Origin of the sequence: Peribacillus sp. FSL H8-0477 (assembly GCF_038002765.1) — a bacterium.
Taxonomy (GTDB): Bacteria; Bacillota; Bacilli; order Bacillales; family DSM-1321; genus Peribacillus.
In genome coordinates this window covers 585498-602521 of record NZ_JBBODE010000001.1, presented here as the reverse complement: position 1 = coordinate 602521, position 17024 = coordinate 585498, and the positions used below count along the sequence as shown (strand labels likewise).

The following is a 17024-nucleotide window of genomic DNA, read 5'->3' as shown; positions in this document are numbered from 1 at the left end:
TAGGAAAAGAAAGTGAGGAAATTTATGAATCACACAGATACCTATCTTTTTCAAAATCCGGAGGCATTGCTTGAGGACCGCGTAAATCATTTAGTGTCTCTATTCACACTCGAAGAAAAGATTAATCTTATGTGTCAATATCAAGAAGGTATTCCAAGACTAGGGGTACGTAAATATAAGCATGGGACGGAAGGCGCGCACGGGATTGCGTGGCTTGGAAAAGCAACGGTTTTTCCGCAGAATATCGGGTTGGCATGTACTTGGAATGAAGAATTAATGAAAAAAATAGGCTCGGTAATTGCTGACGAAGCACGAATTTACTACCAGATGGATCCTGAAAAGAACGGTTTGACGATTTGGGCACCTACAGTAGATATGGAAAGAGATCCAAGATGGGGGCGGACCGAAGAAGCCTATGGAGAAGATCCATATTTAACAGGGAGACTGACGACTGAGCTCATCAAAGGGATGCAAGGCGATCATCCCAAGTATCTAAAATCAGCAGCAACATTGAAGCATTTCTTAGGAAACAATAATGAAGTAGATCGCGGCGAATGTTCGGTAAGTATCGATCCTCGTAATATGAGAGAGTATTACTTGAAGGCATTTGAGATGCAGATTAAAGAAGGAAAAGCTCAATCCATTATGACGGCTTACAATGCCGTAAATGGAACGTTATGCAACATGAATCCGGAAGTAAAAAGAATTATTAAACAGGAATGGGGCATGGACGGATTTGTCGTCAGTGATGCGGGCGATGTTCTGGGTTCGGTCAATGAACATCATTATGTAGAATCATATGCAATGGCTGTCGCGCTATCCATTAAAAATGGTATTGATAGTATAACGGATGACCAAGATATTTCGCTTCGGGCTATTCGCGATGCACTAGAGCAAGGCTGGCTTGAAGAAAAGGATTTAGATAGCGCGTTAAGAAATACGTTTAGAGTCCGCTTTCGTCTAGGTGAGTTCGATCCAGACGAACTAAATCCATACAGCAACATCCCAGAAGAAAAGCTTGCTTCAAAAGAGAATGCTAGTCTTTCATTAACCGCTGCTAGAGAAGGAATTGTGTTATTAAAGAATGACTCGTTACTCCCGTTAACCAAACAAAAAACAGCCGTACTGGGCCCTCTAGCTAATGAAGTATATACGGATTGGTACAGCGGGACACCTCCCTATATGATTACACCACTTGATGGGATTCAGCAAAAGCTTGATGGTGATGTCATATATTGTGATGGCAGTAATCGAATCAAGCTTCGTTCAAAGGTGAATGGTCAATATATCATGGTCGATCCTGAAACAAAAAGGTTAGTATGTAATGGTGAGGAAGCGGAGACATTCATTTATACCGACTGGGGCTGGGGCAATCAGACGCTGCGCGCAGAGAGTAACCATCTGTTTGTAACGATTGATGATGACGGCTGCTTAACAGCAAGTGCCGCAGAAGCAAAAGGCTGGTTTGTAAAGGAAGTTTTTCATACAAAGACGATAAACGATGGGATTCAGCTATCTTCATGGGACCAAAAGCCAATCAGTATGAATGAAACTGGCTCTTTAATCGTTCAAGGAACTGAATGGATAGATTTGAGTTTAGAAATCGTTGAGAACGGGATTGAAACAGCTGTTAAAGCGGCAAAGAGTGTTGAAACGGCGATTGTGTTTGTTGGAAATAATCCATTTATCAATGGCAAAGAGTGTGTTGACCGTGAAGATATTATTCTGCCGCCGCAACAGGAAACCTTAATTCAGGAAGTCATGAAAGTAAATCCTAATACGGTGGTTGTGATGGTCGGAAGCTATCCGTTTGCCGTAAACTGGATTCAAGAACATGTACCTGCGGTTCTGTATACTTCTCATGCAGGGCAAGAACTTGGACGAGCAGTTACGGATGTACTATTTGGAGAATATAATCCGGCAGGCAGAGTAAATATGACGTGGTACTCATCGATTAAGCAACTTCCCGATTTGATGGAGTATGACATTATAAAAGGGAAAAGGACGTATCAATATTTTGATTCAAAACCACTCTATCCTTTTGGCCATGGCTTATCTTATACGACATTCGCTTATCGGGATTTACTTATTACAGAGGAATCGATGACAAAAGATGAGAATCTAACCGTGACAGTCAATATTACGAATAACGGTGAAAGAAGAGGGGATGAAGTTGTCCAGCTCTATGTACGTGCAGACCGTTCAAGAGTGAAGCGGCCGCTCAAAACGCTAAAAGGTTTTAAACGAATCTCGCTGGAACCAAGTGAAAGTAAGCAGGTTTCGTTTGAACTGAACGCTGCAGATTTAGCTTTTTGGGATGTTACTCAAGATAGATATTGTGTCGAAGATGGTCGTTATACCATTATGATTGGAAGCTCGTCACAAACAATCATTCTCGAGAAGAAAATTACGGTGGCAGGAGAACACATTCCGCCTAGAAGTATCAGTCATCCAGTAAAGGCAATAAACTATGATGATTATCAGGCAGTGTTTTTAGCTGAATGTACGGAAGGCAGTCATTCAATTAGAAACAAGGGCGCGGAAAGTTGGATAGCATTTCATGAAGTAGAGATTAGCAAGCAGTATAAAAAAATGAAAGTAAGAGCAGCAAATGGAGGGCAGCAAGCGGTACTAGAATTTCGTCTAGATTCAGTGAACGGTCCCTTGTTGGGTGAATGCATGATACCGCCAACCGGAGGATTTCAAGCTTGGACGACGGTCGAAGGAAAAATGTCTGTAGAAACGGATGGCCTACATGATCTTTATCTACTTTTTAAGGGAGACATTCAGTTAGGGTGGATTCAGGCTGAATAGGAGTAATAAAGCGTACTAAGGGATGCCTCTTAGTACGCTTATTTTTTTTTCACTAATTTTGACATGAAAAGTGGTCAGATATATCCCTATTTCTTCCTATTTTAATCATATTGCAGTAAGCTATAATTAAAGAAAGCGCTTACTAAAAAATAGTTGGAGAACCTTACATGAAATCTTTTATGATAAAACGAATCAATAATATGAAAATGCGGGATAAGCTAATCTTGATGTTGATCGTGTCGGTGTTCATTCCCATCATGATAGTGGGCGTTTTTCTAACGTATGAATTAAGAGAAAATGCCATTTTAGATGCAGTAGATCAATCGATCACAAACGTAGAAAGGGTGAAAAAAAGAACAGCTGAAGTCTTAAAAGTTCCTATCTATATATCAGATGGCCTTCAGTTTGACCAGCAGCTAAGTACTTTGGCAAATACAGAATTTAAATCGACCTATGAAGTAGTAAATGCTTATCGTAATTATGATAAATTTTCTTACTATCTTCAATATTATCCGGAAATTGAAAAAATTCGATTCTACATGGATAACCCTACATTAATTGATAACTGGGACTTTATTCCCGTTAATTCAGAGACAAAAAAAAGGCAATGGTATCACGAAGCTGAGAAAGAAGCAGGCTATATTCGTTGGTTTTATGCACAAGATGAAACAAAAAAAGATCAACCTTTTTTAAGTTTAGTCAGACGCATTAACTTTCTAGACTATAGTACGTTTGGGATGCTGATTATTACCATTAATCCAAGTCAATTAAACTGGATATTAAATCAAGAAGCATTTCTTACTATGCTTATAGATGACAACAACACGGTGGTAGCTTCTAATCAAAAAAATAAAATTGGAAAACAGTTTAATCATATGATTGATAACATGAAGAAAAAGGAAAATTCTATCTATGAGGGTGTGTGGGAGGGAGAGCCTTCCCAAATTATAATGGAAGAATTATTTCCTGAACAGAGTCAAAATCAATTGAAGATTGTATCCATTTCAGCCAATAAACTGATTGTAAAAGATGCAAATTCATTAAGCTTATTTGGGATTTCGGTAACAATTGCCGGATTTATCGCAGCCATGCTCATCATTATATTAGTCAGTAATCTGTTCACAAAGCGTCTTTCCAACCTGGGCACCCAAATTAAAAACGTCTCAAAGGGTGACTTGAATACTCAAATTGTGATCGATGGAAACGATGAAATTGGACAGCTATCGCATCAGTTTAATGAGATGGTTGCTAATTTGAGACAGTTAATCGATCAGGTACATGAAACGAATCGACAAAAGAATATTCTTCAGGTAAGCCAAAATGAAAGCAAACTTAAAATGATGGCTAGTCAGATTAATCCCCATTTTTTATTTAATACGCTGGAGTCAATCCGGATGAAGGCACATATAGAGGGTGTATATGAAGTGGCAGATGTCGTGAAGCGGCTGGGTAAATTAATGAGAAAGAGTCTTGAGGTAGGAAGCAGAAAAATCCCTCTTTGGGATGAAATTGAAACAGTACGCTGTTACTTGGAAATCCAGCAATTCCGATATAAAGAACGCCTGGAATATGAACTAGCTATCGACCCAGATTCAAGGAACATTCTCGTAAATCCACTGACAATCCAGCCGCTGGTTGAAAATGCAGTGATTCATGGCCTGGATAATAAAGAAGCTGGGGGAAAGGTAGTCGTTCAAACAAAAGTGTCCGGGCATTATCTGCAAGTAACCGTTACGGATAATGGCATTGGGATTGAAAATAAAAGGCTGAAGGAAATTCTTCAGTTTATAAATGAGGAAGATGAGGGGATTCGCATTGGTTTACGTAATGTACACCAAAGGCAAGTTCTTACATATGGAAAAGGGTGCGGTCTTCAAATTACGTCAAAAAAAGGGACAGGTACGTGCATTCAATTTATGATTCCACTAGAGGAGGAAGCAGGATGTTTGAAGTAATCATTGTTGATGATGAGCCAATGATAAGAGAAGGACTCCGAACACTTATTGCTTGGGAAACTTATGGATTCAAGGTCATTAATATTGCACAGAATGGCCGTGAAGGCTTTGAAAAACATCAAGAATATAAGCCCGACTTAATGATTGTTGATGTACGTATGCCCGAAATGGACGGAATCACACTTATTGAGAAAATAAGAAAAGACAACCGACACACTCATTTTATTATATTAAGCGGACACGCAGACTTTACCTATGCACAAAGAGCGATGGGGTGTCATGTAGATGGATATTTATTAAAACCGCTCGATGAAGATGAATTAATTCTCTATTTACAAATGATTTATAATAAATTAGCAGATGAAAAAAAATTAAAGCAGCTTGCAGCGGAAGAAAAAAACCAGCAAAGAGAAAAACTGATTACTGCTTTATGCCAAGAGAATGACGTTTCCCTCAATAAAGAATTTTTGCCTATGTATGAAGAACTTAGTCATGTACAACGAAATTTTCAAGTTCTCTTACTGAAGGTAACCTCACCGGCTGCTCATTCTGACATCAGCTTTTTGAAACAGAAAGCGAAAGAGTTGTTTGAATATACTGAAAAAGGGTATGTTTTCACCAATAATTATGAGATTGGTGTTCTCTTGAGACAATCCTATACGTCCAAACATGCTAAAGAGAACCTATATGAAGAACTGAAAGCGGGCATTGGCAATGAGACCTTTTTTGCAGCAATAGGAGAACAGGTTCCTCTATCACACATTTACCAATCGTTTCAAACCGCTTCAACCCTCTTAACTCATCATTATTATTTTGATAAAGAGATGGTAATGGATAAAAGTAATCTTTCGGATCAGTGGATGATTGAAACAGACGAAAAGACTATAGTGGCGATTGAATCGTATGTTAGTCGTCTGCAATATGCTTTTGAATCAATTAACAGTAAGACAGCAGAGAAAATGATTGATGAACTCGCTGAAGAGATGGTTCATTGCAGAATGACCGAAATGGAAATCAAAAAAGGATGTATTCAACTTTATACAAACCTATTAAATAAATTACTGCTTTCCAATAAAAATAATCCAAGTCTGACCGCCATTCATGCCCGGGCGGCGGAGATTTATGACTTACCAACATTACCGAGTGTAAAACAATTTTTACTAAAACGATTCAGTGAAATAATAGGTGTATTGGATAATGGAAATACGGATACACAGATTAAGAAAATGATTGATTTAATTCATAAACACTACAATAAAAACCTGCGTTTAGAAACGTTAGCAGAGGTATTTAATTATAACAGTGCCTATTTAGGCAAGCTGTTTAAAAACTATACGGGTGAGTATTTTAACACGTATCTTGATAAAGTGAGAATTGACATAGGAAAGCAGCTATTGCAAAAGGGGAGCAAGGTCTATGAGGTGGCTGATCAGATTGGCTACGCAAATGTGGACTATTTTCATCGTAAGTTTAAGAAATATGTCGGAACCTCTCCCTCCGCCTATCGAAACCAATGTGGAAAAATAAGCTGAATATCATAAAACAGACAAAGTCAGTTGATTTTGTCTGTTTTTGCTGATTCACGAATCGTATACCTAAAATTTATACCTGATTTTTCTCGTAATCTAGCAGGTATTGACGTAGTGAAATGTAAGGTATGATGATAGAGAGAAAGGGGAGAAGTCAATGGAAATCGCCAAAAAGAAAGCGCATACATACAAGCCCATCAAAAATAAAAAAAGTTTTTGGGGATCACTCATTCATCAAAGGTACTTATATTTTATGTCGATGCCCTTTGTGATTTGGGTCTTTGTTTTCAATTATTTGCCTTTATGGGGATGGACGATGGCTTTTCAAAATTATCGCCCCGGTAAGTCGATGGGCGAACAGGAATGGGTGGGGCTGCAGCATTTCATTATGCTCTTCCAAGATGAGCGTTTTTATTTAGTTCTGCGTAACACGCTTGCCATGAGTCTTATGGGTCTTATTTTAGGTTTTACGGTCCCGATTGTGTTTGCGATTTTACTCAATGAAGTTCGTAAGAAAGCATTTAAAAACACGCTCCAGACGATTACGTATTTGCCGCATTTTGTTTCATGGGTAGTTGTAGCTGGAATTGTGACAAAAGTATTGTCTAGTGATGGAGGAGCTGTTAACCAGTTATTAACGGCGACTGGACTAGTGGATGAACCGATACAATTTATGACCAAAGGCGGATTGTTTTGGATAATTGTCACGCTCGCCGATTTATGGAAGGAAATGGGCTGGAACTCCATTATCTTTTTAGCTGCCATGGCTGGGATTGATACACAACTATATGAAGCAGCAAAAGTAGATGGAGCTGGACGACTGCGGCAAATATGGCATATTACCTTGCCTGGAATCCGCCCAACGATATTAGTGGTCCTTATCCTTTCAATTGGTCATCTGATTTCAATTGGCTTTGAAAAACAGTTTTTATTAGGAAATTCAACGATTGTCGATTATTCAGAAGTATTAGATCTATATGCCTTAAATTATGGTATTGGCTTAGGGCGTTTTTCATACGGAACAGCTATTGGCATCTTCAATTCTTTAGTTAGTATTATTCTCTTATTTTTAGCGAATGGAATCTTTAAGCGGTTTACGAACCAAAGTGTTATGTAAAGGGGGAGAGTGACGGTGAAATCTAGTAAGGGTGACTTAATTTTTACGATCTGTAATTATACGTTTTTAACGTTAGTGTTTGTGGTCACCTTGTACCCATTTTTAAACGTACTGGCGATCTCACTCAATGATGCGACGGATACGGTTCGCGGCGGTATCACGATTTTCCCAAGAGAATTCACATTTAAAAACTATATTACGATATTTGAATACGACAACTTGATTACAGGCTTTGTCAATTCAACATTACGGACAGTGATTGGGACGATTTTGGGCGTCATTTCATCAGCAATGGTTGCATTTACGCTAAGTCGTGCTGATTTTAAAGGAAGAAAATTCGTTTCAACGACCCTTGTTTTAACGCTCTATTTTAGCGGTGGATTAATTCCTGGTTACATGCTGATGAGAGATTTAAACCTAGTAGGTACATTTTGGGTGTATATTCTTCCTGGCATGGTGAATGCCTTCAATATTATTATTGTTCGTTCCTTTATGGATGGACTGCCCTATGCTCTACAAGAATCAGCTAAAATGGATGGCGCGAACGACTTTTCCATTTTTTGGAGAATTATTCTTCCCCTATGTACGCCGGTTTTAGCGACGATTGCTCTATTTATCGCGGTAGGTCAGTGGAATTCTTGGTTTGATACGTACTTATATAATGGATCTGATCCAAGCTTGACTACGCTTCAATATGAATTGATGAAAATTTTACAAAATACATCGATTAGTTCTACCGATCCCAATGCATACAGGGGGACAGAGGCTCTAGAAGGAGCTAAAAATGTCTCTCCGGAATCGATTAAAATGGCGATTTCTGTGGTGACGATTATTCCAATCCTCATTGTGTATCCATTTTTACAGCGGTTTTTTGTACAAGGAATGACATTAGGAGCAGTCAAAAGTTAATTTTAATCATAAGGGAGATGTAAAGATGAAACGAATAATTAAACAATCTGGACTATTAATCGCAACAACGATGCTGGTTCTAGCTGGATGTCAAAATGATGGTGCTTCTAAAAAAGTCGATTTGGATAAAGAATCTACCGGAGCCGTTTCATTTACCTTATTCAGTGCTGACCCTCATCCGCAATGGGATAAAATGGAGAGTCCGGTCAGCAAAAAAGTGAATGAGAAAACCGGAGTAAGTCTGGAAGCGGAATTTGATGTGGCCGGCGGTGAACAAAAGATTCCATTAATGATTGCCAGCGGGGAGTATCCAGATTTGATTCTGCCAAAGGGGAATGCAGCTAAATTAGTTGAAGCAGAAGCGCTAATTGATTTGACGGATTTAATTGATAAACATGGACCGAATTTAAAGAAGATTTATGGGGATTATTTTAATCGGTTAAAATGGGATAATGAAGATGATTCAATCTATATCCTGCCGACTTCACAGGTTGATCAGACCTATTGGGAGCCAGGCACGGGGTTCATGCTCCAGAACGATGTGGTTAAACAGCTCGGATATCCAAAGATTCGTACCGTAAAGGATTTTGAAAAAGCCATTAAAGACTATAAAGAGAAAAACCCAAGTATAGATGGGCAGCCAACTGTCGGTTTATCTTTGTTAGCAGATGACTGGAGGATACAAATTACAACGACTAATCCTGCATTCTTTGCAACAGGAGCACCCGATGACGGAGAGTTTTATATTGACCCTGAGACCTTTGAAGCAAAAATGCACTATCGTCGTGCAGAAGAAAAAGAATATTTCCGTTGGTTAAATCATATGAATGATATCGGATTATTAGACAAAGAAAGCTTCGTTCAAAAATATGATCAATATTTAGCGAAAATATCATCAGGACGAGTGATCGGCCTCATTGATGCAGATTGGGAAATGGCTGAGGCGCAAAGAGCATTACGTGAAGCTGGCAAGGAAGAGCGGATGTATGGAATGTATCCGGTCACACTAACCGAGGAATATGAACACCATAATTTTCAAGATACAGGATACCTAGGCGGGTGGGGCATTGGTATTTCAATCGATAACGAGGATCCAGTGCGGGCGATTAAATTCCTTGATTACTTGGCTTCGGATGAAGGTCAAATCCTTCAAAATTGGGGCATAGAAGGGGAACATTATGAAATTGTTGATGGAAAGCGTGTGATTCCAGAAGACGTAATGAAAGAACGCAACAATAATGCGAATTACGTGAAACAAACTGGAGTAGGAGCACTGAAAGGTTTCGCACCGCCGTATGGAGATGGGGTAGAGGATTCTACTGGTCAAACATATACGATTGCAAGCCCAGACCAAATTAAAGACGCGTACACAGATACAGAAAAAGAAGTATTAGCAAATTATGATGTAGAGATGTGGAAAGATCTGTATCCACAGAAAGAAGACTTCCCGGTTAAGCCTTGGGGTGCTGCCTATAACATTCCAGTACCAGGTGGTTCTGATTTGGAGCTGATTTTGCAAAAAAGTCTGGATATTGTTAAAAAACGGATACCTGAAGCAATCTTAGCTAAACCCGAAAATTTTGATAAGATATGGGATACATTTATGAATGATTTAGAGAAAGCGGATGTGGAGAAGGCTGAAGAGGAATATACGAAGTTAGTCAAAAGCAGATTAGAACTTTGGGATAAATAAACACCAATCAACTGCTTATAGAACCATCCTGAGTAAGGGGTGGTTCTAATTTAATTATGAAAGTATGGAGGTGGAGATAAAATGAAAACAACTCAAGTAGCTGTCCAAATGTATACATTACGGGAAGAAAGTCAAAAAGATTTTGCTGGAACGTTAAGAAAAGTGGCAGAGCTGGGATTTGATGGCGTAGAGTTTGCTGGATATGAAGGATGGGATGTAAAAGACTTAAAGGAATTACTGGATGAACTGGGGCTTCAAGCGGCAGCCAGCCATGTCCCTCTAATAGAGTTAGAATCCAATTTAGAGCAAGTTATAGAGAATCAGAAGATACTCGGAAGCGGCTATATTGTCTGCCCATACCTAATGCCTGAACAAAGAAAGGAAGAAGATTATCAGAAGCTGATCCGATTTTTAGACGAAGCGGGGACGATTTGCCGAGAAGAAGGATTAACTCTTTGTTATCATCATCATGATTTTGAACTTGAGCGCATGAATGATGGAAGACAGGCGCTTCAAGCCATCTATGAAGATACCAAAGAAGAAAACGTCAAAGCAGAATTGGACATTTATTGGCTGGAAAAAGCCGGAGAAAAACCAGTCGAATGGATGGAACGCTGCACAAATAGAACCCCTTTAGTTCATTTGAAAGATATGACCAAAGATGAAGAACAATTTTTTGCTGAATTAGGAACTGGCGGGGTAGATTTAGACGCTGTACTTGAAAAAGGAAAAGACGCAGGGGTTCAGTGGTGGATTATTGAGCAGGATATGAGCCGCCTCACACCATTTGAAAGTATTGAAATCAGTATAAATTACTTAAAACCACTCTTACTAAAGAAAGGATAGAGAACCGCATATGCTTAAAGTTGGAGTACTTGGATGTGGAACGATTGCAAGAGTTCGTCATTTACTAGAATACGATAATAACAAAGAAGTAGAGATTACAGCCGTGTGCGACATTGTCGAAGAACGCGCGGAAGAAATGGCGAAGCTCTATGGTGCTAAAGCATATACGGATTATCGGGACGTATTAGCGAATAAAGAGATTGATGTGATCAGTATCTGTCTGCCAAACTATCTTCATGCTTCAGTAACGATTGCTGCGTTAAACGCAGGCAAACATGTTTTATGTGAAAAACCAATGGCTACCTCAAAGGATGAAGCAGAAGCCATGATTGCTGCAGGAAAGCTAAATGAAAAAAAACTCATGATTGCTCATAATCAACGGTTTGTTGCTTCCCACCAAAAGGCGAAAGAAATTATCGAGAGTGGAAAGCTTGGGAAACTATACAGTTTCTCCACGACGTTCGGACACCCAGGACCTGAAGAGTGGAGCATTGATGGAGCTGAAAGTTGGTTCTTCGACAAAGAACGGGCATTTATCGGGGCAATGGGCGATCTCGGTGTTCATAAAGCGGACTTAATGCGGTACTTACTGGGAGAATTTTCAGAGGTAGGAGCTTTTATTGAAACGAATGCCAAACAAAATACAGAAGTTGATGATAATGCCGTATGTATTCTACGGACAGAGAGCGGAATAATAGGGACGCTTACCGCCAGTTGGGCTTATGTGACTGGAGGAGATAATTCCACCATTATTTATGGAGAAAATGGAACCCTCCGATTAGAAGCGGACCCAGTCTATTCACTCATTGAAGAGTATCGGGATGGAACCATCATTAACCATCAACTTGAGAAAATCCAAACCAATGAAGAAGGCGGGCAAAGCAACTCAAGTATTATTGACTACTTTATTACAAGTATACTAGAGAATTCAGAACCCCCTATTCCTGGTGAGGAAGGCATGAAATCCCTAGAAATCATCCTTGCAGCGATAGAATCACAGGAAACCAGACAAATCGTCTCCATACAGTAGATCAGCATTCGTGCTGGTCTTTTTTTGAACAGGTCAATACCTATAGGGGTATATAGTTAACGCCAGACGGGATTATGCCTATCTTAGACGGGAATAACCATGTTCCTGACGGGAATACGACGACTTCAGACGGGAATAGAACATCTCCGGTATTCATAGTTCAAATGGCTTAAATATGAAAAGTATTATGCAAACGCTTACAAAAAATACTATAATTAATATGTAGTATTTTCCAAGAAGGAGGAGAGAGTTTGTTTAAAAGAAAAGTAATTAGTTGGGTGACCGTGGTATCGTTGTTGGTTTCTATTTTACTCGTTTCATTTGTGCAACCGATTGCAGAAGCCAGCAGTACGACGAAAATCACGATTCATTATCAAGAAGAGAAGGGAAATACAAAGGACTGGAGTCTATGGGTTTGGCCTGAAGGCGGGGAAGGAAAGGCATATTCGTTTACTGGAAAGGATGCGTTTGGGAAAACGGCTGAGATTGAACTCCCTGTTGATACGAAGAAAGTCGGATTCATTATTCGTACGGAGTCATGGGAAAAAGATGGAGAGAATGACCGCTGGCTGGATGTTCAAAATGGTGAAGGCGAAGTATGGGTAAAGTCAGGTGATGAAATGACTTATTCAGAGCCGCCAGACGGGGAGTATCGAGATTTCCCAGCATATGAAAAAGTGAAAATTAAGATTCATTACTTCCGCTATGACAAACAATATGATGGCTGGAATTTGTGGATGTGGCCGGATGGAAAAGATGGACAGGCCGTTCAGTTTAAGGAAGAGGATGAGTTCGGGAAGGTAGCTGAAGTAGAATTAACCGATCTTGAGGGAATTAAAAAAGCTGGATTTATTATGAGGCAAAGCAAGGATGGGAACGATTGGGCGAATAAAGAATTTAATGAGCGCTTTATAACAAAATTTAAAGAAGATGGTAGTGCAGAAATCTGGCTGACACAAGGAGTTGAACGAGTGTTTTATGATCCTGCTCAAATTGACCGCTCACCTAAAATTGTCAAATCAACGATTGATAAATTGAACGAAATCACCTTAGAAACTAATTTCCCTTTCTCATTAGATGAAGAAACCAATGCGGGAATCACCCTAAATGGGGCAGACATCAAAGAAGTACTTCCATATGCCGGCAAAGAAAATGTAACGAATAAAGTCCGGATTGTAACAACGAAAAATCTGGATTTATCTAAGAATTATCAAGTTACCAAGAAATTGTTTGGAACGGCTTCAGTGGATATGGGTGCAGCTATTCGAACGGAAGCTTTCGATAAACTATACGCTTATACTGGAACGTTAGGGAACATTTATCAAAAAAAGAAAACGACTTTTAAACTTTGGGCTCCGACTGCAGCTGAAGCAAAACTGGTCACTTATAAGTCGTGGAATGACTCAGAAGGTAAGGAAATAATCATGAAACGAGGAGACAAAGGCGTTTGGAGTACGGAACTTAAAGGAAACCAAGATGGATTGATCTATACGTATAAGGTAAAAATCGGAGATAAATGGAATGAGGCAGTGGACCCGTATGTTCGGGCGGTTACTGTTAATGGGGATAAAGGAGTTGTGACCGATTTATCGAGCACGAATCCGAAAAAGTGGAATAATAAAAAACCGAAATCTGCCAAAGCAGAGGATGCCATTTTTTATGAACTGCATATTCGTGATCTCTCGATTCAAGCTGAAAGTGGAATTAAACAAAAAGGAAAATACCTAGGTGTGGCAGAAAGTAAGACAACGGGTCCAAAGGGTGTGAAAACAGGGCTGAATCATATTAAGGATCTGGGTGTCACACATGTTCAGTTCTTACCGATGTATGACTATCGAACCGTTGATGAAACAAAACTGAATGAGCCGCAATATAATTGGGGGTATGATCCAAAGAACTTTAATGCACCAGAAGGTTCTTACTCCACTGATCCCTATAAACCAAAGGTTCGAATCAACGAGATGAAACAAATGATTCAAGCTGTTCATAATCAGGATTTACGGGTCGTGATGGACGTGGTTTATAACCATATGTACGCGGTAAATGAATCAAATTTTAATCAACTCGTCCCTGGCTATTATTTCCGCTATAACGAAGATGGAACACTTGCAAATGGTTCCGGTGTCGGAAATGATACGGCCTCTGAGCGGAAAATGATGCGTAAGTTCATTGTTGACTCAGTAAGTTATTGGGCTAAGGAGTATCATCTAGACGGTTTCCGTTTCGATTTAATGGGAATCCATGATGTTCAAACTATGAACGATGTCCGTAGAGCTTTAGATAAGATTGATCCAAGTATTATGGTTATTGGGGAGGGCTGGGATCTAAATACGCCGCTTGCCGCAAATCGTAAGGCGAATCAAAAAAATGCTGAACAAATGCCAAGAATCGCTCACTTTAATGACAGCATTCGCGATGGGTTGAAAGGCAGTGTCTTTAATGAGTTAGATACGGGCTTTGTCAACGGAAAGCAAGGAATGGAAGACATCATCAAAAAGGGCATTGCCGGCGGAATCAACTACGATAACAGTCTAGCAACCTATAAAGACCCGCAGCAGGTAGTCACCTATGTTGAAGCACATGATAATCATACACTCTGGGATAAATTAGCACTGACTAATCCTAAAGATTCATTAACAAAACGAAAGCAAATGCATAAGCTTGCTTCGTCCATTTCATTGACCTCACAAGGTATTAACTTTATCCATGCGGGACAAGAATTTATGCGGACGAAAGGGGGAGACCATAACAGCTACAAATCTCCTGATGCAGTTAACCAGTTAGATTGGAAGAGAAGAGCAGAATTTACGAAAGAAGTGGAGTATATGAAGGGACTGATAAAGCTCCGTAAACAGTACTCCGGGTTCCGTTTAGCAACAGCAAAGGAAATAGAAAAGAATGTACAGTTCTTTGATGCACCTAAAAATGTGATCGCCTATCGGGTAACGAATCCAGAGAAGGCACAAGCTAAGAAACAGCTCATCGTCATCCATAATGCCAATAATAAAGATGTGAAAATTACGCTGCCGAAAAAAGGCACGTGGTCAATCCTTGTTAATGGTCAAAAAGCTGGAACGAAAGAGCTTGGAAAAATAAAAACAACCCAAGTTACTGTACCAGCATTGAGCAGTTATGTCTTGGTTGGGAATAAGTAATAAAGTTGTAAACCTTGAGGGGCAGTTTGCCCTTCAAGGTTTTTTTAGATGGCTGTATGCGATAACAATTGTTGATAACGAAAAACACTTAGTAAAATTGGTGATACTTATTAAGTCAAACCCGGATATTTATCCGATCGTAGATGCTTATTACAAGCAGTTGGACTGAAAATCAAAACAACTCAACTAAAATAGTAGGTACATGAAGGATGTTCCCAACATAGGCTATCCTGTCAGTAGTAATGGAAGGGAGATCTTCGTATGTATTATCAGGATCCTGCCTACAACAGGGAGCAGGAATTAATTAAGGACCTTGAAAAAGCAATTAATGGTGAATACAGCGCGATTCAATGCTATGAACGGCTGGCAGGAATGGCTAAAGGTGTAAAGGAAAGAAATCAAATCCTAGAGATTCGTCAGGATGAAATTAAGCATTTTAATGCTTTTACCGGTATTTACGAAGCACTTACAGGCATGAAACCCACTCCGCAGATTATTGGCTTCTGCCCGACCAAATACTTAGCGGGATTAGAAGCATCTATTATTGATGAACAGGAAACCGTGGATGATTATTTAGATATAGCTCAGACTACAGAGAATCGGATGATTAAAAAGGTATTTCGCGATGCAGCAGCAGATGAGCAAAATCACGCAGTCTGGTTTCTATACTTTTATACGAAAAATAAATAGCGTCAAAAAAATAGATTAGCAGGATAGATTCACTATATGCTAGTCTATTTTGCAAGTCTGCTTATGTTATAATATGGAATAAAATAGTTGATGGAGTGAAGGAAATGGACATTGGTCAAATGGTTTCGATCCATGCAGAAAAAACGGGATTCTCTGGGGTCGTATTGTTAAAAGAGAGGAATCAAATTCTCGTAGAAAAAGCATTTGGACAAGCTGATCGTTCAAATAACCTAAGCAATACACTCGATACTCGTTTTGGGATTGCTTCAGGATGTAAGCTGTTTACTGCGATAGCCATTTGTCAGCTCGTTGAAAAAGGAATACTATCATTTGATACAAAAGTTAGTGATTGTCTAGACATAGATTTTCCCCATTTTGATTCGGAAATAACGATACATCACCTATTAACTCATTCTTCGGGAATTCCTGATTATTTTGATGAAGCGGTCATGGACGATTTTGCAGATCTTTGGAAGGCGGTTCCAATGTATACCATTAAAAGGCTGCATGACTTTTTACCGCTTTTTCAAAGTCAGCACATGAATTTCCAACCTGGTGAAAAATTTTCCTATAATAACGCGGGATTTATTATCCTAGGCTTAGTCATTGAACAACAGACAGGGGTAGAATTTACGGAATATATTGAAAAAAATGTGTTTAGAACAGCAAATATGATGGAATCTGGCTATTTCGAATTAGATCAGCTGCCTGCACATACGGCGATAGGTTATATGGATAAGGAGAACGGTACGTGGACGACCAATATCTATTCGCTGCCAATTAAAGGTGGATCGGACGGAGGAGCCTTTATTACGGCTCAAGATATGATGAAGTTATGGGATTCATTATTTGCCCATAAGCTTCTTAATGAAAGCATGACGAATGCACTTTTAACACCCTATGTCTGTGAGAAAGATGAAGAGTATTATGGATATGGTATCTGGATAACTAAGCGTGAGGGAGAGATTTTTAAGTATCATCTAATGGGATATGATCCCGGTGGGAGCTTCCATTCTTCCGTTTATCCGAACAGTCAGGTCAAACTCGTGATTCCTTCGAATAAAGAAAAGGGACCCTACGGAATCACTTGTGAAATTGAAAAACTGTTGTCGTTATAATCTGTTTTGGAACATTGCGTTTTAATGATTTTTATAGGAATGGAAATAAATTTAAAATTATTAAAATAGCAGATGAAATTTTAGAGCCATTTGGAGGGCGTTTATTCGAAGGATTTAGATTAGATTCTAAATGAGCGATCTATACACATACATAACGAAGGGGAGTTT

At 39.3% G+C, this 17024-nt stretch carries 11 protein-coding genes; all 11 read left to right on the top strand.

The window, feature by feature from the left end; genetic code table 11:
- Positions 1 to 24 precede the first annotated feature (24 nt).
- Positions 25 to 2814, top strand: a complete 2790-nt coding sequence (locus tag MHI18_RS03140; protein WP_340845963.1) for a glycoside hydrolase family 3 protein — start codon at positions 25 to 27, stop codon at positions 2812 to 2814.
- Between the two features lie 167 nt (positions 2815 to 2981).
- A complete protein-coding gene (locus tag MHI18_RS03135) occupies positions 2982 to 4769 on the top strand; it encodes a cache domain-containing sensor histidine kinase (RefSeq protein WP_340845962.1) in 1788 nt (595 codons plus the stop codon).
- Positions 4757 to 6301, top strand: a complete 1545-nt coding sequence (locus MHI18_RS03130; RefSeq protein WP_340845961.1) for a response regulator transcription factor — start codon at positions 4757 to 4759, stop codon at positions 6299 to 6301. The genes MHI18_RS03135 and MHI18_RS03130 overlap by 13 nt, the downstream gene beginning before the upstream one ends.
- Positions 6302 to 6455: 154 nt before the next feature.
- Positions 6456 to 7415, top strand: coding sequence for an ABC transporter permease (locus MHI18_RS03125; RefSeq protein ID WP_340845960.1), 960 nt, complete (start codon positions 6456 to 6458; stop codon positions 7413 to 7415).
- Between the two features lie 15 nt (positions 7416 to 7430).
- Positions 7431 to 8324, top strand: a complete 894-nt coding sequence (locus MHI18_RS03120) for a carbohydrate ABC transporter permease (RefSeq protein WP_340845959.1) — start codon at positions 7431 to 7433, stop codon at positions 8322 to 8324.
- Positions 8325 to 8349: 25 nt separating this feature from the next.
- A complete protein-coding gene (locus MHI18_RS03115; protein ID WP_340845958.1) occupies positions 8350 to 10017 on the top strand; it encodes an ABC transporter substrate-binding protein in 1668 nt (555 codons plus the stop codon).
- Positions 10018 to 10098: 81 nt separating this feature from the next.
- Positions 10099 to 10863: a sugar phosphate isomerase/epimerase family protein gene (locus tag MHI18_RS03110; protein WP_340845957.1), complete on the top strand. Its 765-nt coding sequence runs from the start codon at positions 10099 to 10101 to the stop codon at positions 10861 to 10863.
- Positions 10864 to 10873: 10 nt separating this feature from the next.
- Complete coding sequence (locus tag MHI18_RS03105; RefSeq protein ID WP_340845956.1) at positions 10874 to 11893, top strand: Gfo/Idh/MocA family protein; 1020 nt, start codon at positions 10874 to 10876, stop codon at positions 11891 to 11893.
- 251 nt (positions 11894 to 12144) lie between these two features.
- Positions 12145 to 15048 (top strand): type I pullulanase, encoded by a 2904-nt coding sequence (pulA, locus tag MHI18_RS03100; RefSeq protein WP_340845955.1) that lies wholly within the window; start codon positions 12145 to 12147, stop codon positions 15046 to 15048.
- Positions 15049 to 15309: 261 nt separating this feature from the next.
- Positions 15310 to 15738 (top strand): ferritin-like domain-containing protein, encoded by a 429-nt coding sequence (locus tag MHI18_RS03095; protein WP_340845954.1) that lies wholly within the window; start codon positions 15310 to 15312, stop codon positions 15736 to 15738.
- A 104-nt stretch (positions 15739 to 15842) separates the two neighbouring features.
- Positions 15843 to 16856, top strand: a complete 1014-nt coding sequence (locus MHI18_RS03090; protein ID WP_340845953.1) for a serine hydrolase domain-containing protein — start codon at positions 15843 to 15845, stop codon at positions 16854 to 16856.
- Positions 16857 to 17024: the final 168 nt, after the last annotated feature.

Excerpts from the sequence above, each read along its gene's own strand:
- MHI18_RS03095 (WP_340845954.1), top strand. The coding sequence starts at position 15,310 with ATGTATTATCAGGATCCTGCCTACAACAGGGAGCAGGAATTAATTAAG.
- MHI18_RS03115 (WP_340845958.1), top strand. The coding sequence starts at position 8,350 with ATGAAACGAATAATTAAACAATCTGGACTATTAATCGCAACAACGATG.
- MHI18_RS03110 (WP_340845957.1), top strand. The coding sequence starts at position 10,099 with ATGAAAACAACTCAAGTAGCTGTCCAAATGTATACATTACGGGAAGAA.
- MHI18_RS03090 (WP_340845953.1), top strand. The coding sequence starts at position 15,843 with ATGGACATTGGTCAAATGGTTTCGATCCATGCAGAAAAAACGGGATTC.
- MHI18_RS03135 (WP_340845962.1), top strand. The coding sequence starts at position 2,982 with ATGAAATCTTTTATGATAAAACGAATCAATAATATGAAAATGCGGGAT.
- MHI18_RS03140 (WP_340845963.1), top strand. The coding sequence starts at position 25 with ATGAATCACACAGATACCTATCTTTTTCAAAATCCGGAGGCATTGCTT.
- MHI18_RS03125 (WP_340845960.1), top strand. The coding sequence starts at position 6,456 with ATGGAAATCGCCAAAAAGAAAGCGCATACATACAAGCCCATCAAAAAT.
- MHI18_RS03130 (WP_340845961.1), top strand. The coding sequence starts at position 4,757 with ATGTTTGAAGTAATCATTGTTGATGATGAGCCAATGATAAGAGAAGGA.
- MHI18_RS03105 (WP_340845956.1), top strand. The coding sequence starts at position 10,874 with ATGCTTAAAGTTGGAGTACTTGGATGTGGAACGATTGCAAGAGTTCGT.